Source organism: Teichococcus aerophilus (genome assembly GCF_014490485.1).
Taxonomy (GTDB): domain Bacteria; phylum Pseudomonadota; class Alphaproteobacteria; order Acetobacterales; family Acetobacteraceae; genus Pseudoroseomonas; species Pseudoroseomonas aerophila.
This window is the reverse complement of the sequence record NZ_JACTVA010000039.1, coordinates 1-18879: the sequence shown is the minus strand read 5'-3', so window position 1 is coordinate 18879 and position 18879 is coordinate 1. Positions and strand designations below refer to the sequence as shown.

The window sequence follows — 18879 nt, the reverse complement described above, 5'->3', positions numbered from 1 at the left end:
GCCCCCCTCCGCTACCGCCCGCGGATTCCCATGACCCAGTCAGACACCCAAGCCCCCTCCGAGCCCGGCCTCACCGAGCCAGGCCCCACCGGGACCGGCCTGCCCGAGCTGCGGGCCGAGGATTTCGACTTCGCGCTGCCCGAGGCGCTGATCGCCCAGGCGCCGGCCCGGCCGCGGGATTCCGCGCGGCTGCTGGTGGTGGGCGCGGACGGCACGCGGGATATGGGCGTGGCGGACCTGCCAGGCCTGCTGCAGCCCGGCGACCTGATGGTGGTGAACGACACCCGCGTCATCCCCGCCCGACTGCATGCGCGCCGGGGCGAGGCGCGGGTCGAGATCATGCTGAACCGCGCCGATGCCGGCGGCCAGTGGCACGCGCTGGTGCGTGGCGCCAAGAAGCTGCGCGCTGGCGACGTGCTGGCGATTGAGGGCGCGCCCGAGCTCGCCCCGCGCGTGGTGGAGCGCCAGGATAGCGGCGCCGTGCTGCTGGATTTCGGCCCGGACCAGGCACTGCTGGCGGCGGCGCTGGAAAAGGCGGGCGAAGTGCCCCTACCGCCCTACATCGCCCGCCCGGACGGCCCGACGGAGCAGGACCGGGAGGACTACACCCACCTGTTCGCCCGCCAGCCCGGCGCGGTCGCCGCCCCCACTGCGAGCCTGCATTTCACGCCCGCGCTGGTGGAAGCCCTGGCGGCGCGCGGCGTCTCGCAGGTCGAGGTCACGCTGCATGTCGGCGCCGGCACCTTCCTGCCGATCCGCACCGACAACCCACGCGCGCACAAGCTGCATGCCGAGTGGGGCGAGATCACGCCGCAGGCGGCGGCGGCCATCAATGCCACGCGTGTGAAGGGCGGCCGCATCGTCGCCATCGGCACCACGGCATTGCGCCTGCTGGAAAGCGCGGTCGATGACAACGGCATTGTCCATCCTTTCCAGGGGCTGACGGACATTTTCCTGCTGCCGGGCCACCGCTTCCATTCGGCCGATGTGCTGCTGACCAATTTCCACCTGCCGAAGTCCAGCCTGTTCATGCTCGTCTCCGCCTTCGCCGGCATGGAGCGGATGCGGCAGGCTTATGCCCATGCCGTCGATGCCGGTTATCGGTTCTATTCCTATGGCGATGCCAGCCTGCTGTTCCGGGAGAACGCGAAGTGACCTTGTCCTGGAGCTGCCAGTGCCATGACGGCAAGGCGCGTGCCGGCACGCTGCACACCGCGCATGGCGCGGTGCAGACGCCGGTGTTCATGCCGGTCGGCACCGCCGGCACGGTGAAGGCCATGACGGCGGATGCGGTACGCGCCACAGGCGCCAATATCGTGCTGGGCAACACCTACCACCTGATGCTGCGCCCGGGGGCCGAGCGCGTCGGCCGCCTCGGGGGCCTGCACAAGATGATGGACTGGCACGGCCCGATCCTGACCGATTCCGGCGGGTTCCAGGTGATGTCGCTGTCCAAGCTGCGGAAGATGGACAGCGACGGCGTCACCTTCCAGAGCCACATCAACGGCGAGAAGTTCCGCCTGACGCCGGAGCGCAGCATCGAGATCCAGCACCTGCTGGATGCCGATATCACCATGTGCTTCGACGAATGCATCGAGTACCCGGCGAGCCATGAGGAAGCCACCCGCGCCATGCGGCTTTCCATGGCGTGGGCCAGGCGCTCCCGCGACGCGTTCGTGCCGCGGGAGGGCTACGGGCTGTTCGGCATCCAGCAGGGCAGCACCTTCGAGGATCTGCGGGCGGAGAGCGCGAAGTCGCTCACGGAGATCGGCTTCGAGGGCTACGCCATCGGCGGCCTGGCCGTCGGCGAGGGCCAGGAGGAGATGTTCCGCACGCTGGATTTCTGCGTGGACATGCTGCCGGAAAGCCACCCCCGCTACCTGATGGGCGTCGGCACGCCGAGCGACCTGATCGGCGCCGTGCGGCGCGGCGTGGATATGTTCGACTGCGTCATCCCCACCCGCTCCGGCCGCACCGGCCGCGCCTATACCAGCCAGGGCATCCTGAACATCCGCAACGCCAGGCACGCCGAGGATACCGGCCCGCTGGACCCGGAATGCGATTGCCCGGCCTGCACCCGCCACTCGCGCGGCTACCTGCTGCACCTGTTCAAGGCGGGCGAGATGCTGGGGCCGATGCTGCTGACCTGGCACAACATCCGTTACTACCAGACCCTGATGGCGCGCCTGCGCGCCGCCATCCTCGCCGGCCGGTTCGACCAGGAGGCCGAATCCATCCAGGCGAAATGGGCCGTCAAACAGGAGATCGCCGCATGAGCAGCCATGATGTCTCCGGCCTGACCATGTTGGGCCAGAACACGCAGCAGCCCGCCAGCCCGGAGGAAGCGGTGCTGGAGCGCGTGCCCACCCCGCATGCCGGGCTGCGCTACTGCGTCCGCTTCACCGCGCCCGAGTTCACCTCGCTCTGCCCGATGACCGGCCAGCCGGACTTCGCCCACCTGGTCATCGACTACGTGCCGGACCAGTGGATCGTCGAGAGCAAGAGCCTGAAGCTGTTCCTCACCTCCTTCCGCAACCACGGCGCCTTCCACGAGGCCTGCACGGTGGGCATCGGCCAGCGGCTGGTGGAGACGCTCTCCCCGGTCTGGCTGCGCATCGGCGGCTACTGGTATCCGCGCGGCGGCATCCCGATCGACGTGTTCTGGCAGACCGGCACGGCGCCGGACGGCGTGTGGATTCCGGCGCAGGACGTGCCCAACTACCGTGGCCGCGGGTAACGCCGCCCTCATCCGCGCGAAAGCGCTGGAGATCGGCTTCGATGCGGTCGGCTTCGCGCCGGCGCATCTGGGGCCGGAGGTGCGGGCCCGGCTGGACGCCTTCCTGGCCTCCGGCATGCACGGCGAGATGGGCTGGATGGCCGACCGGGTGGAACAGCGCGCCCACCCGCAGGGGCTGTGGCCGGAAGCGGTCTCCGTCATCGCCCTCGGCATGAATTATGGGCCGGAGAGCGATCCGCTCTCGATCCTCGGCCAGCCGGACCGGGGCGGCATCAGCGTCTATGCCCGCCACAAGGACTACCACGACATCGTCAAGAAGCGCCTGAAGATGCTGGCGCGCTGGATGGTCGAGGAATGGCGCGGCAGCGCGCTCAAGGTGTTCGTCGATACCGCCCCGGTGGCCGAGAAGCCGCTGGCGCAGCAGGCGGGGCTCGGCTGGCAGGGCAAGCACACCAACATCGTCTCCCGCGAATTCGGCTCCTGGCTGTTCCTGGGCGAGATCTACACGACGCTCGACCTCGCGCCCGATGCGGCGGACACCGACCATTGCGGCAAGTGCACGCGCTGCCTGACCGCCTGCCCGACCGACGCCTTCATCGGCCCCTACAAGCTGGATGCCCGCCGCTGCATCAGCTACCTGACCATCGAGCATAAAGGCCCCATCCCGGAGGAATTCCGCGCGGCGATGGGCAACCGCATCTATGGTTGCGACGACTGCCTCTCCGTCTGCCCCTGGAACAAATTTGCCAGCCACGGCAAGGAGCCGGGGCTGGTGGCGCGGGAGGACCTGAACGCGCCCCGGCTGGCGGAGCTGGCCAGGTTGGACGATGCGACCTTCCGCGCCCTGTTCAGCGGCTCCCCGGTCAAGCGCATCGGGCGGGACCGCTTCGTGCGGAACGTGCTGGTCGCCATCGGCAATTCCGGCCTGCCGGCGTTGCGGGAGGTGGCCGTTTCACTCTGCGACGACCCGGCCGACGTGGTGGCCGACGCGGCCCGCTGGGCCGTTTCACGATTGGAGACGAGATGACGAACGAAGGCGCCCTGGTGCTGTTCAGCGGCGGACAGGATTCCGCCACCTGCCTGGCCTGGGCGCTGGAGCGCTTCGGCCGGGTGGAGACCATCGGCTTCGACTACGGCCAGCGCCACAAGGTGGAGCTGGAATGCCGCGAGGCCTTCCGGGATGACATCACGCGCCACTTCCCCCGCTGGGCCGGCAGGCTCGGCCCGGACCACACCCTGGCGCTGGACGCGCTCGGCGCCATGTCCGACACCGCGCTGACCAGCGAGGTGGAGATCGCGATGCGGGAGGACGGGCTGCCCAACACCTTCGTCCCCGGCCGCAACCTGATCTTCCTGACCTTCGCCGCCGCCCTCGCCTACCGCCGCGGCCTGCGCCACATCGTCACCGGCGTGTGCGAGACGGATTTCTCCGGCTACCCGGATTGCCGGGACGACACCATCAAGGCACTGCAGGTGGCGCTGAACCTGGGCATGGAGAAGCGCTTCGTGCTCCACACGCCGCTGATGTGGATCGACAAGGCCGCAACCTGGGCGCTGGCGGAGCAGCTCGGCGGCCGGACGCTGGTGGAGGATGTCGTCGAGGACACCCACACCTGCTACCTGGGGGACCGTTCCCGCCGCTACGCCTGGGGCTATGGCTGCGGCACCTGCCCGGCTTGCGCATTGCGCGAGAAGGGATGGATGGACTACGAAGCGCCCACCTGAGGCGCGGATCCGCTGCGCCCCGGAACGCGGATGCACCCGCCCCTCCTGGGAAAACTCGCAGATGACCGATACCCGCCGTTTGGAGGGCTTCGTCGCCCTCGTTGCCTTCGGGCTGACCATCCCCGCCGCCAACTGGCTGATCGGCCATGCCGGCACCGTGTGCGTGCCGCAGGGCCCCTGCCTCATCCCGGTCGCCCCTGGCGTCATGGCGCCCTCCGGCGTGCTGATGATCGGCCTGGCCCTGGTGTTGCGGGACATGGTGCAGCGCCGCCTGGGCCTGGGCTATGCCTGGATGGCCATCCTGGCCGGCACCGTCATCTCCGCCACCCTGGCGCCCTCCGCGCTGGTGCTGGCCTCCGCCGCCGCCTTCCTGATCAGCGAGACGGCGGACCTCGCCGTCTATACCCCGCTGCAGCGGCGCAACCTGGTACTGGCGGTGCTGGCCTCCGGTGTCGTCGGGCTGGTGGTCGATAGCCTAGCCTTCCTGTGGATCGCGTTCGGCGACCTGTCCTTCCTGCCCGGGCAGGTGCTGGGCAAGCTGTGGATGGTGCTGCTGTCCCTGCCGCTGGTGGCCTGGGTGCGCCGTGCGGATGAGCGGCGGGGCATCCTTCCCGCCTGATATCCGCGCCTGCGCTCCGGCTTGATATCCGGCTTGATATCCTGGGGGCGTTTCTTGCGTTAGGCTCTCCATGATGGATGCGCCCCCGCTGGACACGCCCCCCCTGGATACATCCGGGGACACGCCCGACGACCTGGCCTGGACCAGCCTGCTGGCGCTGCGCGATGCGCCGGGCCGGACGCCCTTGCCCGATGCGATCGCGGCCACGCCCCCGGTGGTAGCGGGCTGCGCGCTGGCGCGGCTGTTCGCGCCGGTGCTGGCGCCCCCCGGCGCAGCGGATGGCTGCATGGTGCTGGGCCGGCTGGCGCAGACGCTGGATGGGCGCATCGCCACCACCTCCGGCTCCAGCCAGTGGATCGGCGGGCGGGGGGATATCCTGCACACCCACCGGCTGCGCGCTCTGTGCCATGCCGTCGTGGTCGGCGCCGGCACCGTGAAGCACGACAACCCGCGCCTGACCACGCGCGAATGCTGCGGCCCCAGCCCAGTGCGGGTGGTGCTGGATACCGACCGGCGCCTCGGGCCCGACTACGGCATCTTCGCCGCGGGCGGCCCGCCCACCCTGCTGGTCTGCGCCGACGATTCGGGCGGTGGCGAGACGCATGGCGCGGCGGATGTGCTGCGCGTGCCCCGTGCCGCCATCGGTGGGCTGGACATCCAGGCCCTGCTGCCGCTGCTGGCGGCGCGTGGGCTGACGCGCATCTTCGTCGAGGGCGGCGGCCTCACCGTCTCCCGCTTCCTGGCGGCAGGGTGCCTGGACAGGCTGCATGTGACCGTCGCGCCGGTGCTGCTGGGCTCCGGCATCCCGGCCTTCACCTTGCCGGAAGCGGCGCGCATCGCCGATGGGCTGCGCTTCGAATGGGGCGTGCACAATCTGGGGGATGACGTGTTGTTCGACATCGCGCTGCACCGTGCCCGCCCCGCCGTGTGCGAGGGCCGTGCGTGAGGGCGCGCGCCTTCTGGGCCACCGCCCCCGGCCAGGGCGAGATCCGCGAGGAAACGCTGCCCACCCCCGGTCCGCACCAGGTGTTGGTGCGCTGCCTGGCCAGCGGCATCTCGCGCGGCACCGAGCGGCTGGTCTTCAACGGTCATGTGCCGCCCAGCCAGTGGGGCACCATGCGGGCGCCGCTGCAGGCCGGCGAGTTCTCCTACCCGGTGAAATACGGCTACGCGGCGGTCGGCACGCTGGCGGACAGCCACCGGGTTTTCGTGCTGCATCCGCATCAGGACCTGTTCCTGGCGCCGCGCGAGATGTGCATCCCCGTGCCGGAAGGCGTGCCGACGCAGCGCGCCGTGCTGGCCGCCAACATGGAGACGGCGGTGAACATCCTGTGGGATGCGCGGCCGCTGCCGGGGGAGCGGGTGCTGGTGCTGGGCGCCGGCGTCGTCGGCCTGCTGGCCGCCTGGCTGCTGGGGCGGATCCCCGGCACGGTGGTGACGGTGGTGGATACCGACCTGTCCCGCCGCGCCGTGGTGGACCTGCTGGGCCTGAACTTCGCCACGCCGGACGAGGCGCCGTTGGAGCAGGAGCTGATCGTGCATACCTCCGCCACCGAGGCCGGGTTGCGCCAGGCGCTGCACTGCGCTGCCTTCGAGGGGCGCATCCTGGAAGCCTCCTGGCACGGCGACCGGCAGGTGGCGCTGCCGCTGGGCGAGGCTTTCCATGTGAAACGGCTGCAACTGCTTTCCACCCAGGTCGGCAGCGTCGCGCCGGCGATGTGCGGACGGCGCAGCTATGCGGAGCGGATGGCGCTGGCGCTCTCCCTGCTGAAGGATCCGGTGCTGGATGCGTTGTGCGGCCCGGTGCTGCGCTTCGACGAATTGCCGGCCCGCATGGCAAAACTCCTTGGCCCGGCAGCGCCGGGAGAGGTTGCGCCGCTCTGCCCCGTCGTCACCTATTGAGCCATCATCCGTTTTTCCCGAGAGAACACGCCGCATGTACAGCCTGACCGTCGCCGACCACGTCATGGTCGCCCACAGCTTCAAGGGCGAGGAATTCGGCCCGGCCCAGCGCGTGCACGGCGCCACCTTCGTGGTGGAGGCGGAGTTCCGCGCCGAGAAGCTCGACCGTCTGAACCTGCTGATCGACATCGCCGCCGCGCGTGTCGAGTTGCGCCGCATCCTCGATGGGTTCGACTACAACAACCTGGACGACATGGGCGAATTCGCCGGGCAGAACACCAGCACCGAGTTCCTGTGTTCCTACATCCACGGCAAGCTGGTCGAGGTCATCCAGGCCGGGCGGCTGGGCGAGGCCGCGAAGGCGGTGCAGTCCATCAAGGTGCTGCTGCGTGAAAGCCCGTTGGCCTGGGCGGCTTACGAGGCCGCGCTTTAATGAAGCTCGCCTTGCTGGTGCCGGGGCCGTTCGGCACTATTTCCGGCGGCTATGGCTACGACCGGCGGCTGGTGGAAGGCTTCCGCGCCGCCGGGCACGCGGTGGAGGTGGTGGAGCTGGCAGGCCGTCACCCATTGCCGGATGACGCCGCCGAGGCCTCCGCCCAAGCGGCGCTGGCGGGGATCGGTGCGGACACGCGCATCATCATCGACGGTCTCGGCCTGCCCGCCTTCGCGCCACTGGCGGATGAGCTGGTACAGCGCCGCGCCGTCGGTTTGATCCACCACCCCACCGCCATCGAGCCCGGCGTGCTGGAAGCCGACCGCGCCCGGCTCAAGGAACTGGAAAGCCTGCTGTTCCCGCGCATGGCCCGGCTGGTCGCGACATCCCGCCTCACCGCCGACCGGCTGCCGCAGGAATTCCCGGTGGACGCGGCGAAGATCGGCGTGGTGGAGCCGGGGACCGACCCGGCCCCGCGCAGCAAGGGTTCCGGCGGGCCGGGCTGCGCCATCCTCGCCGTCGGCGTGCTGGTGCCGCGCAAGGGGCATGACGTGCTGCTGCGCGCATTGGCGAAGCTGACCGACCTGGACTGGACGCTGACCATCGCCGGCGGGCCGCGGGACCCGGTGCACGCGCAGAGCCTGCAAGCCCTGGCGGAGGAGCTGAGCATCGCCAACCGCGTCACCTTCGCGGGCGAGGTGCAGCAGGCGGAGCTGGAACAGCTTTATGCCGGCGCCGACCTGTTCGCGCTGGCGACGCATTGGGAAGGCTACGGCATGGCGGCGGCGGAAGCGCTGGCGCGCGGCCTGCCGGTGGCCATCACCGCCGGCGGCGCCATCGCCGACGTGGTGCCGCGCCAGGCGGGGGTGATCGCGCCGCCCGGCGACGTCACCTCCCTCTCCCGCGCCATGCGGCGGCCGATCTTCGACACGGCGCTGCGGGCGGAGATGGCGGAGGCCGCGTGGAAGGCCGGGCAGGCCTTGCCCCGCTGGCCGGACCGCGCGGACGCCTTCCTGGCCGAGATGGACACCACGTCATGAGCGACGATTTCGACGGCGACTGGCTGCAGCTGCGCGAGCAGTTCGATTCCCGCGCCCGCTCCGTCCCCCTGGCGCTGCTGCTGGCGGAAGCGCTGCCGGTGCGGCCGCGCATCCTCGACCTCGGCGCCGGCACCGGCGCGCTGTTCCGCTGGCTGGCGCCTTATATCGGCCGCACGCAGATCTGGACTCTGGTGGATGCCGACGCCCGGCTGCTGGAGCGCGCCTTTAACGACATCGGCGAAGCCGCCGAGCAGGTCGGCTGGATCGTCACGCTGCCCAAGCGGCAGGTGATGTTGATCCATACCCCCGTCGGCGTCTGGCGGGTCGAGGCGCAGTTGGCCGACCTAGCGGAAGCGCCTGGCAACCTGAAGCTGGATCAGGCGGATGCGGTGGTCAGCACGGCGCTGTGCGACCTGGTCTCCCGCCCCTGGGTCTCCCGCATGGCGGCCACGCTGCGCGTGCCGTTCTATGCCGCGCTGAACGTGAACGGGCATGAGGGCTTCTACCCGCCGCATGCGGATGACCGGCTGATTGCCCGCGGCTTCCGGCAGGACCAGCGGCGGGACAAGGGCTTCGGCGGCCGCGCCCTGGGCCCGGACGCCCCGCGCGAGATGGCGCGTGCCTTCCGGGCCGAAGGCTTCCGCGTCGTCACCGCGCCCAGCCCGTGGCACATCCCGGCCGCGACGCCGAACATGGCGGAGGCCCTGGCCGACGGCCATGCCGATGCCGCCGGCAAGAGCCTGCCGCCCGTGCTGCGGGCGCGGATCGAGGCCTGGCGGCGCGCACGCCAGTTGCAGGCGGCGCGTGGCGCATTGGTGGCCCGGGTCGGCCATGCCGATCTGCTGGCGCTGCCGCCATCGGTGGCCAAGACCGCGCTGACCATCAACTGACCCGCCACGGCAGCCAGCGTATTTCCCTTAGGCTTTACGCAGGTTGAGGTGTGGACAGAGCCTGGCCGCCGCATCCGTCTGCGGCGGGCGGACACTCTCTGATGGCGATAGGCTGGATGTGACGCGCGCGGCCTGACAGCAATCCGGTGTCCGGCCACCGGTGCGCGATCTTTGCAAGTCGGGACCTGAAACGCGCGCTGAAGGTGAGGCCGGCCGCACCGGTTCGGTGGGCGCGCTCTAGCCGCCGTGGCGAACAGGTTCTAGCTTCTAACGGACTGCGTGCTTCGCGCCCTGTGTGCCAAGCGCGCCCAGGAAGATTCGGGGGAAATACCACCATGCCCATCCTCGGCTGCATCGCCGACGACTTCACCGGCGCCACCGACCTGGCGGCCATGCTCGTCGCCCACGGCATGAGGACCGTGCAGGTCATCGGCGTTCCGCAAGGCCCGCTGCCGGACGCCGATGCGGTGGTGGTGGCGCTGAAGTCCCGCACCGCGCCCGTCACCCACGCGGTGGCCGAGAGCCTGGCGGCCTGCGATGCGCTGCTGGCGGGTGGCGCGAAGCAGATCTTCTTCAAGTACTGCTCCACCTTCGACAGCACGGATGAAGGCAATATCGGCCCGGTGGCGGATGCGTTGATGAAGCGGCTGCAGGCCGGCTTCGCCATCGCCTGCCCGGCCTTCCCCGCCAATGCGCGCAGCATCTACCAGGGCCACCTGTTCGTCGGCACCGCGCTGCTGAACGAGAGCGGGATGGAGAACCACCCGCTGACCCCGATGCGCGACGCCAATCTGGTGCGCGTGCTGTCCCGCCAGACGGAAGCAGGCGTCGGGCTCGTCCCGTTCTCCGTTGTGGACCAGGGGGAATCCGCCATCCGCCGCGCCTTCAACCAGTTGCGGGATGGCGGGCGCCGCTACGCCATCACCGATGCGGTGACGGACGAGCACCTGCACGCCATCGGCGCCGCCTGCGCCGACCATGCGCTGATCACCGGCGGTTCCGGCATCGCCATGGGCCTGCCGCAGAACTTCCGCAACCAGGGCCTGCTGCCGGACCGGGGTGACGCGGACAGCCTGCCGGAAGCCAAGGGTGCCATGGCGGTGGTCGTCGGTTCCTGCTCCCGCGCCACGCTGGGGCAGATCGGGCTGGCGCGGGACCATGTGCCGGTGCTGGAACTCGATGCGCTGGCCACGCCGGATGCCAAGGCACTGGCGCAGCAGGCGCGCGCGTGGATGGACGGCAAGCTGAACGAGGAACGCCCCGTCGTCATCGTCGGCAGCGCGGCGCCGGACAAGGTGGCGGCGTTGCAGCAGAAGCTGGGACGCGATGCCGCCGGCATGCTGGTGGAGCACACCCTGGCCGCCGTGGCGGCCGAGCTGGTGGCGCGCGGCGTCGGCCGCCTGGTCGTGGCGGGTGGCGAGACCTCCGGCGCCGTGGTGCAGGCGCTGGGCATCACCAGCCTGCGCATCGGCCCGCAGATCGACCCTGGCGTGCCCTGGACCTATGCGGAGCCGGCCGGGCTGCACCTGGCGCTGAAATCCGGCAATTTCGGTGCGCGCGACTTCTTCCTCAAGGCGTTCCAGCCATGACCGAGCAGGACCTGCGCGAGCAGCTGGCCGCCTTCGGTGCCAGCCTGTTCCAGCGTGGCTACTCGGTCGGCAGCGCCGGCAACATCAGCGTGCGCCTGCCGGATGGCTACCTGATGACGCCGACCAATTCGTCGCTCGGCAAGCTGGACCCGGCGCGCATCAGCAAGCTGGACACGGAGTGGCGGCATGTGGGCGGGGACAAGCCGTCCAAGGAAGTCTTCCTGCACCGCGCGGTGCTGACGGCGCGGCCGGAAGCCGGCGCGGTGGTGCACCTGCATTCCACCTATGCCACCGCCATCGGCTGCCTGGCCGAGCCGGGGGAGGATGCGCCGATCCCGCCGCTGACGCCCTATTTCGTCATGCGCGTTGGCCGGCGCCTGCCGGTGGTGCCGTATTACCGCCCGGGCGATGCGTCGATGGAACCGGCGGTCTTCGCCGCGGCGCAGAATTCCCGCGCCATGCTGCTGGCCAATCACGGCCCCGTCGTCTCCGGCAAGACGCTGACCGACGCGGTCTATGCCGCGGAGGAACTTGAGGAATCCGCGAAATTGGCGCTGATGCTACGCGGCCAGCCGGCGCGGGAACTGACGCCGGCGCAGGTGGACGACCTTCTCTCCACCTTCGGCTAGAGCGTGCTCCGTTCGCGCGCCGTGCTCTACGGCTTTGTCAGATCGCGTGATACGGGCTTTTCGAGCTTCGACCGCAAACCGTCACGCTCCGGGGTTTGCGCGCCACGGTTCGATGCGGCGAACATGTACTGGCCCGCCGCCTGCTCACGCGACGCCAGCCTTCGCCGTTGTCGCCTCGGATGATCGTGCTGAGATCCGCCGACGCATCGGCCGCCAGGGTGGGGGCGTTGACACTGGTCTGACCGCGTGGCCGGTCTCTGCCCGCCATGCTCTGGAGGATGCCCGATGCCCCTCACCCTCGCCCTGGTGGCGCATGACCGCATGAAGCCGGCGCTGGCCGAATGGGCCGCGCGCCATGCGGAGGAGCTGGCACCGCACGCGCTGATCTGCACCGCCACCACCGGCGGCGTGCTGCAGGACCGCAACCCGGACCTGAACGTCACCACGGTCAAGAGCGGCCCGCTGGGCGGCGACCAGCAGATCGGCGGCATGATCGCCGAGGGCCGGGTGCAGGGCATGATCTTCTTCCCCGACCCGCTGGCACCCCAGGCCCACGACGTCGACGTGAAGGCGCTGTTGCGGATTGCCCTGGTATACGACGTGCCCTGCGCCTTCAGCCCCGCCACGGCGGACCTGCTGGTCGCTGGCGGGCTGCTGCGCCGCTGATGGCGCACGGTCCACGCCAGGGTGTCGAGGTCCGGGGCGCCGTACCCGCCGATGCCGCCGACATCGCCCGGCTGATCGGCCAGCTTGGCTACCCCATCCCGCCGCAGGACGCCGCCGACCGGCTGGCGATGGTGATGCGCGACGGCCAGGGCAGCCTGCTGGTGGCGGCGGATTACGGCCCCGTCGTCGGCGTCATCGCATTGCATTGGTGCCCGATGCTGCAGGAGGCAAGGCCCGTCGCCCGCATCACCACCCTGGTGGTGGATGAGCAGGAACGCGGGCGCGGCATCGGGCGTATCCTGCTGAAGGCGGGCGCGCAGGCGGCGCGGCAGGCGGGCTGCGACACACTGGAACTGACCAGCGGCCTGCGCCGCAAGGAAGCGCACGACTTCTACCGCGCACAGGGCTTTGCCGACACGTCCCTGCGCTTCTCCCGCCCGCTCCGCCGCAACAAGGCCGCCGCGCAAGAGGAGTAAAGCGGAGGCATGGGATACCCCCTTGCCTCAACTTTGCTTCGCTCAGGTATCGCGGCGCTTGACGCCGAATGGAGATTCCGGCACCGACGGGAGAAGGTGGCCTTCCCGATTTCGCCAGGTCGTGTCCGCCGCAAACCATGCAGCGGGCACGCCCTCGCCTTGCTGACATGCCGTGCGCTACCTGCCGGTCCAGCCCATGGCATGCCGGTTCCTCATGGCAGCAGCGACAGGTCGATCTCATCCTCCAGCGAGCCGTCGCGGAAGAAGCGGCCGAGATTCGCCGTCGCGCCTTCCACTTTGGACATCATCGCATCCAGCGTGCCGGCGGCGACGTGCGGCGTCAGCACGGCGTTGTGCAGCCCCAGCAGCGGGTTGTCCGGGCGCGGCGGCTCCGGGTCGAACACATCGATGCCTGCGGCGCGGATGGTGCCGGCGGCCAGCGCGCGGGCCAGCGCCGCCTCGTCCACCACCGCGCCACGGGCGCAGTTCACCAGAATGGCTTCCGGCTTCATCGTCGCCAGCGAGGCATCGTTGATGATGTGGCGGGTGGCGGCAGTGGCCGGCAGATGCAGCGTGACGATGTCGGATTCGCGCAGCAGCACGTCCATCGGCACGCGGCGGAAGCCCAGCGCCAGTTCCAGTCCCTCCGGCAGCTTTACCGCCGGGTCGGTATAGAGCCCGCGCACATTGAAGGGCTGCAGCAGCGCCGCGACGGCGGAGCCGATGCGCCCCATGCCGACGATGCCCACCGTGCGCCCCCGCAGATTGCGCGAGATCGGGCGGATGGCCGTGCCCAGCCATTCGCCCCGCCGCATCGCGGCGTCGGCGCGCGGGATGTGCCGCAGACAGGCGAACATCAACGCCAGCGCGTGCTCGCTGACGACATCAGGCGTGCCGAGCGGATTGATCGCCAGGCGGATGCCACGCTCGCGCAGGGCGGCGATCGGCGTCTCGCCTTCCCAGCCCACGCCCTGGTGCTGCACCAGCTTCAGGCGCGGCGCCAGCGCCACCCATTCGGGCTTCAGCACGGCGGGGGCGACGATGACCGCATCGGCGACCGCCAGCTTCTCCAACCGCTCCGCATCGTCGTTGGAAGAGAGGGTCAGCAGCTCCGTCCCCTCCGGCATGCGGGCATGCCAGAGTGCGTAGACCTTCTCCGGCGCGTGGCTGAGATAGAGGACGCGCCGCACATTATCGCTCATGTCGTTTCTCCCGATGCATCCAGGCTAGGCGATGGATCGGGGGCTGCAAAGCCAGCCCGGGCACGAAAAAGGGCGCCGCTGTTGCCAGCGGCGCCCTTTCGAACCGGGAGGCGGATGCCTCAGTTGCCGGTCATCTCTTCCGACTGCGGCTCCGGCGTCACGACGGGAGCGGGCTCCATGTCGATCACCGGCGGCAGGACGGAGTCCACCTTCTTGCGGGCGCGCGTCGCGGTCTTCTTCGGCGCGGGCGTCGCGGCGGCGGGGGCCTCCGTCACCTTCTCGGCGCGCGGCTTGCGCGGCGTGGAGGCCTTCTTCGGCGCCGCGGCTGCCTTCTTGGGGGCAGCCGGCTTGCGCGCCGTCGTCGCCTTCTTCGGCGTCGCGGCGGCCTTCTTCGGCGCGGCCGCCTTGCGGGTGGTCGCCGCCGCCTTCTTCGGCGCGGCTGCCTTGCGGGTGGAGGACGCCTTCGTCGTCGTCGCCTTCTTCGGCGCCGCGGTCTTCTTCGCGGTGGCCGAGCGGGTCGTGGTGGCCTTCTTCGCGGCGGCCGGCTTGCGCGCGGTCGTCGCCTTCTTGGCCGTGGCGGTCCGGCTGGTCGCCGCCTTCTTCGGCGCCGCGGTCTTCTTCGCGGTGGCCGACTTCGGCGCGGCGGTCTTCCTGGTGGTCGCGGCCTTGCGGGTCGTCGCCGCCTTCGTCGCCGTCGCCTTCTTCGGCGCCGCCGGCTTGCGCGCGGTGGTCGTCTTCTTGGCGGCGGCCGCCGTGCGCGTGCTGGTCGCCTTGCGCGCGGTGGAAGCGGTGGTCTTCTTCGCGGCGGCCTTCGGCGCGGCGGTCTTGCGGGCGGTCGCGGACTTCGTCGCGGTCGCCTTCTTCGGCGCAGCGGCAGCCTTCTTCGCCGCCGCCGGCTTGCGCGCGGTGGTGGTCTTCTTAGCCGCCGCGGCGGTGCGCGTGCCGGCCGCCTTGCGCGTCGTCGTCGCCGTGGCCTTCTTGGCCGGCGCCTTCTTCGCGGTGGCGGACTTCGCCGTGCTCGCCTTCTTCGGCGCAGCCGCGGCCTTGGTCGCGGCGGGCTTGCGGCCCGCCGTGCTGGCCTTGCGGGTGCCGGAGGTGCGGCGGCTGGTGCTCACCGCCATCGGCTGCGCGCGGCCCGTGCCGGTTTCGTTGTCGTCGCTCATGTACTGGCTCTCCTTGCCAAATCGCCCCGCACCGTCCCAGGGCAGTGACGAAGCCGTGTCGTGTTCAATCTAGAAAAACTTCGCCGCGCCGGGCCGTCCGCCCGGGAAGCTGCCTCCCGCCTCCCCAGCCCCCGCCGATGTCCTGCATCGCCGGATGTGGCTTGCCACATTCCCGCGCCTGGACTGGCGAACCTGCTGGCCGGACGGCCGATCATCGCTTCCCGAATAACTCCGCCCGTCGCTTCCACACCGTTGCTACGACCTCATCGCGGTTGCCGTCTTGACAGGCTTTCCGCGAATCGCGACCCGCTGATGTGCACGCGGAACACGCTATCTTCACGCGCAATCCTCTTGTCAACGAAATCCGCGCGCGAGCGTTGCATTTCGGGTTTCGCGAAGTCATCGCGAAGCCCGTTTCTCGACGCGCATCATGGCAGAAGAACGGCAGACCCTCGCTCCGGCATCTTGCCGGTGGTGGCGGGAAGGATTTGGAAACCTTCCCGCCGGGCCGGGCGGGTCAGAAGATGCCCGGCTTGCCCTCGGCCAGCGCACCGCGCGGCACAGCGACATTGAGCAGGTGCAATTCGCCTGCGGCCAGCTTCGGCAGATCCTGCACCACCTCCAGGAACCGCGCGCTCTCCCGTGGCGCCAGGATGCCATCCGTCAGGATCTCGAACTTGCGGATGTAGTCCTCCCGCCCGAACGGCCTGGCACCCAGCGGATGGGCGTTGGCCACCGCCATGTCATCGACCAGCGACGTCCCGTCCTTGAACAGCACCTCGACGCGCGCGCCGAAGGCCTTCTCCGCCGGGTCGGTGGAATGGTAGCGGCGCGTCCACTCCGCATCCTCCCGCGTCTCGATCTTGTGCCACAGCCGCACGGTATCGGCGCGCCCGGCACGGGCTGGAGCGTAGCTGTCCACATGGTGCCAGCCGCCGTCCTGCAAGGCGACGGCGAAGATGTACATGATGGAGTGGTCCAGCGTCTCCCGGCTCGCCTTCGGGTCCATTTTCTGCGGGTCGTTGGCGCCGGTGCCGATGACGTAGTGGGTATGGTGGCTGGTGTGCAGGATGATCTTCTCGATCGCCGCCTGGTCCTTGATCTTGCCCCGCATGCGGAAGGCGAGGTCGATCAGCGCCTGGCTCTGGTACTCGGCCGAGTGCTCCTTGGTGTAGGTATCCAGGATGGCGCGCTTGGCCTCGCCCTTCTCCGGCAGCGGCACCTCGTAATAGGTCGGGCCATAGACGTCGTCGCGGTTGCTGCGGCCGGAGAGGACCCAGGCGATGACGGAATCCTCGCCTTCGTAGATCGGACTCGGCGCGCCTTCGCCGCGCATCGCGCGGTCCACCGCCTCCACCGCCAGCTTGCCGGCATGGGCGGGCGCGAAGGCCTTCCAGGTGGAGATCTCGCCCTTGCGGCTCTGGCGGAAGGTGATGGTGGTGTGCAGCGCCTGCTGCACCGCCTGGAAGATCACTTCCTGCTTCAGCCCCAGCAGCGTGCCGATCCCGGCCGCCGCCGAAGGCCCGAGATGGGCGATGTGGTCCACCTTGTGCTCATGCAGGCAGATCGCGCGCACCAGGTTCACCTGGATCTCGTAGCCGGTGGCGATGCCGCGGATCAGGTCCCGGCCGGACTTGCCCATCGTCTGCGCCACCGCCAGCACCGGCGGGATGTTGTCGCCCGGATGCGAGTAGTCGGCGGCGAGGAAGGTGTCGTGCATGTCCAGCTCGCGCACCGCCGTGCCGTTCGCCCAGGCGGCCCATTCCGGGCTGAAGCCCTTCGTGCCCGGCAGGCCGAAGATGGCGGCGCCGCCCTTGCGCGCATGCCCCATGGCCATGGCGCGCGCCGAGGTCGGCGCCGCGCGGTTGACGGAAGCCACGGCGACGGCGGCGTTGTCGATGATGCGGTTGATGATCATGTCGGCGACCGGCTTCTGCACGGCCACCTTGTCGGCGGCGACGCCGGCGATCTTCCACGCCAGCTGGTCCTCGCGCTTCAACAGCGCCTTGGACGGGTGGACTTTGACGGGATGCAGTTTCATGCGCGGCGTTCCTCCTGCTGCGTTCATGCTTATGCAGGATTTTGCGCTGCAAGTGCGGCGGCGTCCATCGCGCCTGTCGCGAAGCCGCCGCCACGGCCCGTGCAGGGTTGCAGGAAGACATCACCGGATGGGTGACGGACGCTCGGCGGCGCCGCCTGTTCCTGCCGGCGGATCTCCGGCGCGGCGACCAAGGCAGCGTGGCGGGCATGGACGCGCGCATGAAGGCATCGCCGCTCACGCCCCCGGCATCCCGTGTGCCACCGGGCGCACTCACGCAGCCTGATCGCGAATGGGCGCGCAGCACCTGCAGCCACCGCTGTGTCGCGAACCGGCGCGCGCTGGCACAAGAGGCATGCCGTCCGTTCGCTACCGCGGCACATGGCAGCGCCATCTCGCGTGGCGACATCGCTGGCCACACACCTCCCGGCGCCTGGAAGAATCGCGCTTGCCGCCGCATGCCCTCTCGCGTGAAGCTCAGGCTTGCCGCCCGGACACGGCCCCTCTCCGTCTTCCACCGGGTTCATTGCCGCTTCGAATGGAGAATGAATTTTTCTCCACAAAAGCGGCATCCGGCGCTTCCATCCACCGGCCCGAGCCTGCATTGTGCGGCCACGTACCGCCACGCCTGTGGGGGGAGTGCTGGTACGCCCCGCCCTGTCCGGATCGGAGATGGGCGGGAGGGATGCGCGCGGTGCCCGGGGGGGATGTCCGCGCGCAGGAGGGGAGCTGCCATCATGCCGCATCACGGCCTCGCCGGATGCCGCGCCTGCGCCTTCGCGCTGCTCGCGGTTATTCTGTCTTTCTTCACCGCAGCGCCAGCCCGCGCACAGATCGGCAGTGACCGATACGCCGCCTTCGTCATGGACGCCAATACCAACGAGCCGATCGTCTCCATCGCGGCGGACGAACGGCGCTACCCCGCCTCCCTGACCAAGATGATGACGCTCTACATGGCGTTCGAGGCGATGGATCGCGGCCGCCTGTCCCCGGAGACACGCATCCGCGTCTCCCAGGCCGCCGCAGCACGGCCGCCTTCGAAGCTCGGCCTGCGGGCCGGCAGCACCATCACGGCACGCGACGCCATCCTGGCGCTGATCACCAAATCCGCCAACGACGCCGCCGCCGCGCTGGGCGAGCATCTCTCCGGCAGCACCGAGGCCGCGTTCGGCCGCATGATGACGACGCGTGCCCGGTCCCTCGGCATGAGCCGCACGACTTTCCGCAACGCCTCCGGCCTGCCGGACCCGCAGCAGGTGACCACGGCGCGGGACATGGCGATCCTCAGCCAGGCCTTGGTGCGCGACTTCCCGCAGCGCTACTCCTATTTCAGCGTGCAGTCCTTCGAGTGGCGCGGCACCACCATCAGCGGCCACAACCGGCTGCTGGACAACTACCCCGGCGCCGACGGCATCAAGACCGGCTTCATCAATGCCAGCGGCTTCAACCTGGCCGCCAGTGCCATGCGGGACGGCGTGCGGATGATCGCCGTGGTGTTCGGCGGTGCGTCGAGCTGGGAGCGCGACTCGCATGTCATGGCGCTGCTGGACCGTGGCTTCGCCGAGCGCGGCCGCGGTGGCCCGCCGACCGACATGATGATGGCCGGGCGCCGCAACGGCCCCTCCCTCGTTGGCACCGCGAACGCGGCGCCGGCTTCCGCCCTGGCGCGCTTGCAGGCACCGCCGCCGGCCGGTGGCTCTGTCCGCCGCGTCGTCAGCCGCCCCGCCATCGCCGCCCCTGCCCGCACCCCTGCGCCGCGCGCCGCCGCTG

The 18879-nt window shown here is 70.2% G+C and carries 19 protein-coding genes; 17 read left to right on the top strand and 2 right to left on the bottom strand.

Features of this window, described 5'->3' with window-relative positions:
• The first annotated feature begins 108 nt into the window (after positions 1-108).
• From queA to IBL26_RS18185, 15 genes are all read left to right on the top strand, one after another.
• Entirely contained in the window at positions 109-1155 is a 1047-nt protein-coding gene (queA, locus tag IBL26_RS18255; RefSeq protein WP_408901950.1) for a tRNA preQ1(34) S-adenosylmethionine ribosyltransferase-isomerase QueA, read from the top strand.
• Positions 1152-2276: a tRNA guanosine(34) transglycosylase Tgt gene (tgt, locus tag IBL26_RS18250; RefSeq protein ID WP_187785948.1), complete on the top strand. Its 1125-nt coding sequence runs from the start codon at positions 1152-1154 to the stop codon at positions 2274-2276. Before queA ends, tgt begins: the two co-directional genes overlap by 4 nt.
• Positions 2273-2737: a preQ(1) synthase gene (gene queF, locus IBL26_RS18245; RefSeq protein ID WP_187785947.1), complete on the top strand. Its 465-nt coding sequence runs from the start codon at positions 2273-2275 to the stop codon at positions 2735-2737. The genes tgt and queF overlap by 4 nt, the downstream gene beginning before the upstream one ends.
• Positions 2724-3764: a tRNA epoxyqueuosine(34) reductase QueG gene (gene queG / locus IBL26_RS18240; RefSeq protein ID WP_187785946.1), complete on the top strand. Its 1041-nt coding sequence runs from the start codon at positions 2724-2726 to the stop codon at positions 3762-3764. The genes queF and queG overlap by 14 nt, the downstream gene beginning before the upstream one ends.
• Positions 3761-4462 (top strand): 7-cyano-7-deazaguanine synthase QueC, encoded by a 702-nt coding sequence (gene queC, locus IBL26_RS18235; RefSeq protein WP_187785945.1) that lies wholly within the window; start codon positions 3761-3763, stop codon positions 4460-4462. The genes queG and queC overlap by 4 nt, the downstream gene beginning before the upstream one ends.
• A gap of 61 nt (positions 4463-4523) precedes the next feature.
• Positions 4524-5081 carry a VUT family protein gene (locus IBL26_RS18230; RefSeq protein ID WP_187785944.1) on the top strand — a complete coding sequence of 186 codons (558 nt, stop codon included), beginning with the start codon at positions 4524-4526 and terminating at the stop codon, positions 5079-5081.
• Positions 5082-5151: 70 nt separating this feature from the next.
• On the top strand, positions 5152-6027 hold the full coding sequence (locus IBL26_RS18225) for a RibD family protein (RefSeq protein ID WP_241749536.1): 876 nt from the start codon (positions 5152-5154) through the stop codon (positions 6025-6027).
• Positions 6024-6983: a zinc-dependent alcohol dehydrogenase gene (locus IBL26_RS18220; RefSeq protein ID WP_187785943.1), complete on the top strand. Its 960-nt coding sequence runs from the start codon at positions 6024-6026 to the stop codon at positions 6981-6983. The genes IBL26_RS18225 and IBL26_RS18220 overlap by 4 nt, the downstream gene beginning before the upstream one ends.
• A 34-nt stretch (positions 6984-7017) precedes the next feature.
• Entirely contained in the window at positions 7018-7416 is a 399-nt protein-coding gene (locus tag IBL26_RS18215) for a 6-pyruvoyl trahydropterin synthase family protein (protein ID WP_187785942.1), read from the top strand.
• Positions 7416-8456: a glycosyltransferase family 4 protein gene (locus IBL26_RS18210; RefSeq protein ID WP_187785941.1), complete on the top strand. Its 1041-nt coding sequence runs from the start codon at positions 7416-7418 to the stop codon at positions 8454-8456. The genes IBL26_RS18215 and IBL26_RS18210 overlap by 1 nt, the downstream gene beginning before the upstream one ends.
• The gene (locus IBL26_RS18205) at positions 8453-9346 is read left to right on the top strand and encodes a class I SAM-dependent methyltransferase (protein ID WP_187785940.1); all 894 of its coding nucleotides are present in this window, start codon (positions 8453-8455) and stop codon (positions 9344-9346) included. Before IBL26_RS18210 ends, IBL26_RS18205 begins: the two co-directional genes overlap by 4 nt.
• A 335-nt stretch (positions 9347-9681) precedes the next feature.
• Complete coding sequence (gene otnK, locus IBL26_RS18200) at positions 9682-10935, top strand: 3-oxo-tetronate kinase (RefSeq protein ID WP_187785939.1); 1254 nt, start codon at positions 9682-9684, stop codon at positions 10933-10935.
• Positions 10932-11564, top strand: coding sequence for a 3-oxo-tetronate 4-phosphate decarboxylase (gene otnC, locus IBL26_RS18195; RefSeq protein WP_187785938.1), 633 nt, complete (start codon positions 10932-10934; stop codon positions 11562-11564). Before otnK ends, otnC begins: the two co-directional genes overlap by 4 nt.
• Positions 11565-11849: 285 nt before the next feature.
• Positions 11850-12230: a methylglyoxal synthase gene (locus IBL26_RS18190; protein WP_187785937.1), complete on the top strand. Its 381-nt coding sequence runs from the start codon at positions 11850-11852 to the stop codon at positions 12228-12230.
• The gene (locus IBL26_RS18185) at positions 12230-12706 is read left to right on the top strand and encodes a GNAT family N-acetyltransferase (RefSeq protein WP_187785936.1); all 477 of its coding nucleotides are present in this window, start codon (positions 12230-12232) and stop codon (positions 12704-12706) included. The genes IBL26_RS18190 and IBL26_RS18185 overlap by 1 nt, the downstream gene beginning before the upstream one ends.
• Before the next feature lie 212 nt (positions 12707-12918).
• On the opposite strand, the gene IBL26_RS18180 is transcribed toward IBL26_RS18185, so the two are convergent.
• Entirely contained in the window at positions 12919-13908 is a 990-nt protein-coding gene (locus IBL26_RS18180; RefSeq protein WP_187785935.1) for a 2-hydroxyacid dehydrogenase, read from the bottom strand.
• An 81-nt stretch (positions 13909-13989) separates the two neighbouring features.
• Here IBL26_RS18180 and IBL26_RS18175 point away from each other — a divergent pair, with 81 nt between their 5' ends.
• Entirely contained in the window at positions 13990-15144 is a 1155-nt protein-coding gene (locus tag IBL26_RS18175; RefSeq protein WP_187785934.1) for a hypothetical protein, read from the top strand.
• 444 nt (positions 15145-15588) lie between these two features.
• Here IBL26_RS18175 and IBL26_RS18170 read toward each other — a convergent pair whose 3' ends face one another.
• Positions 15589-17112, bottom strand: coding sequence for an MmgE/PrpD family protein (locus IBL26_RS18170; protein ID WP_187785933.1), 1524 nt, complete (start codon positions 17110-17112; stop codon positions 15589-15591).
• Between the two features lie 734 nt (positions 17113-17846).
• Between IBL26_RS18170 and IBL26_RS18165 the strand changes: the two genes are divergently transcribed.
• On the top strand, positions 17847-18879 hold a 1033-nt coding region (locus IBL26_RS18165), incomplete at its 3' end, for a D-alanyl-D-alanine carboxypeptidase family protein (protein ID WP_187785932.1).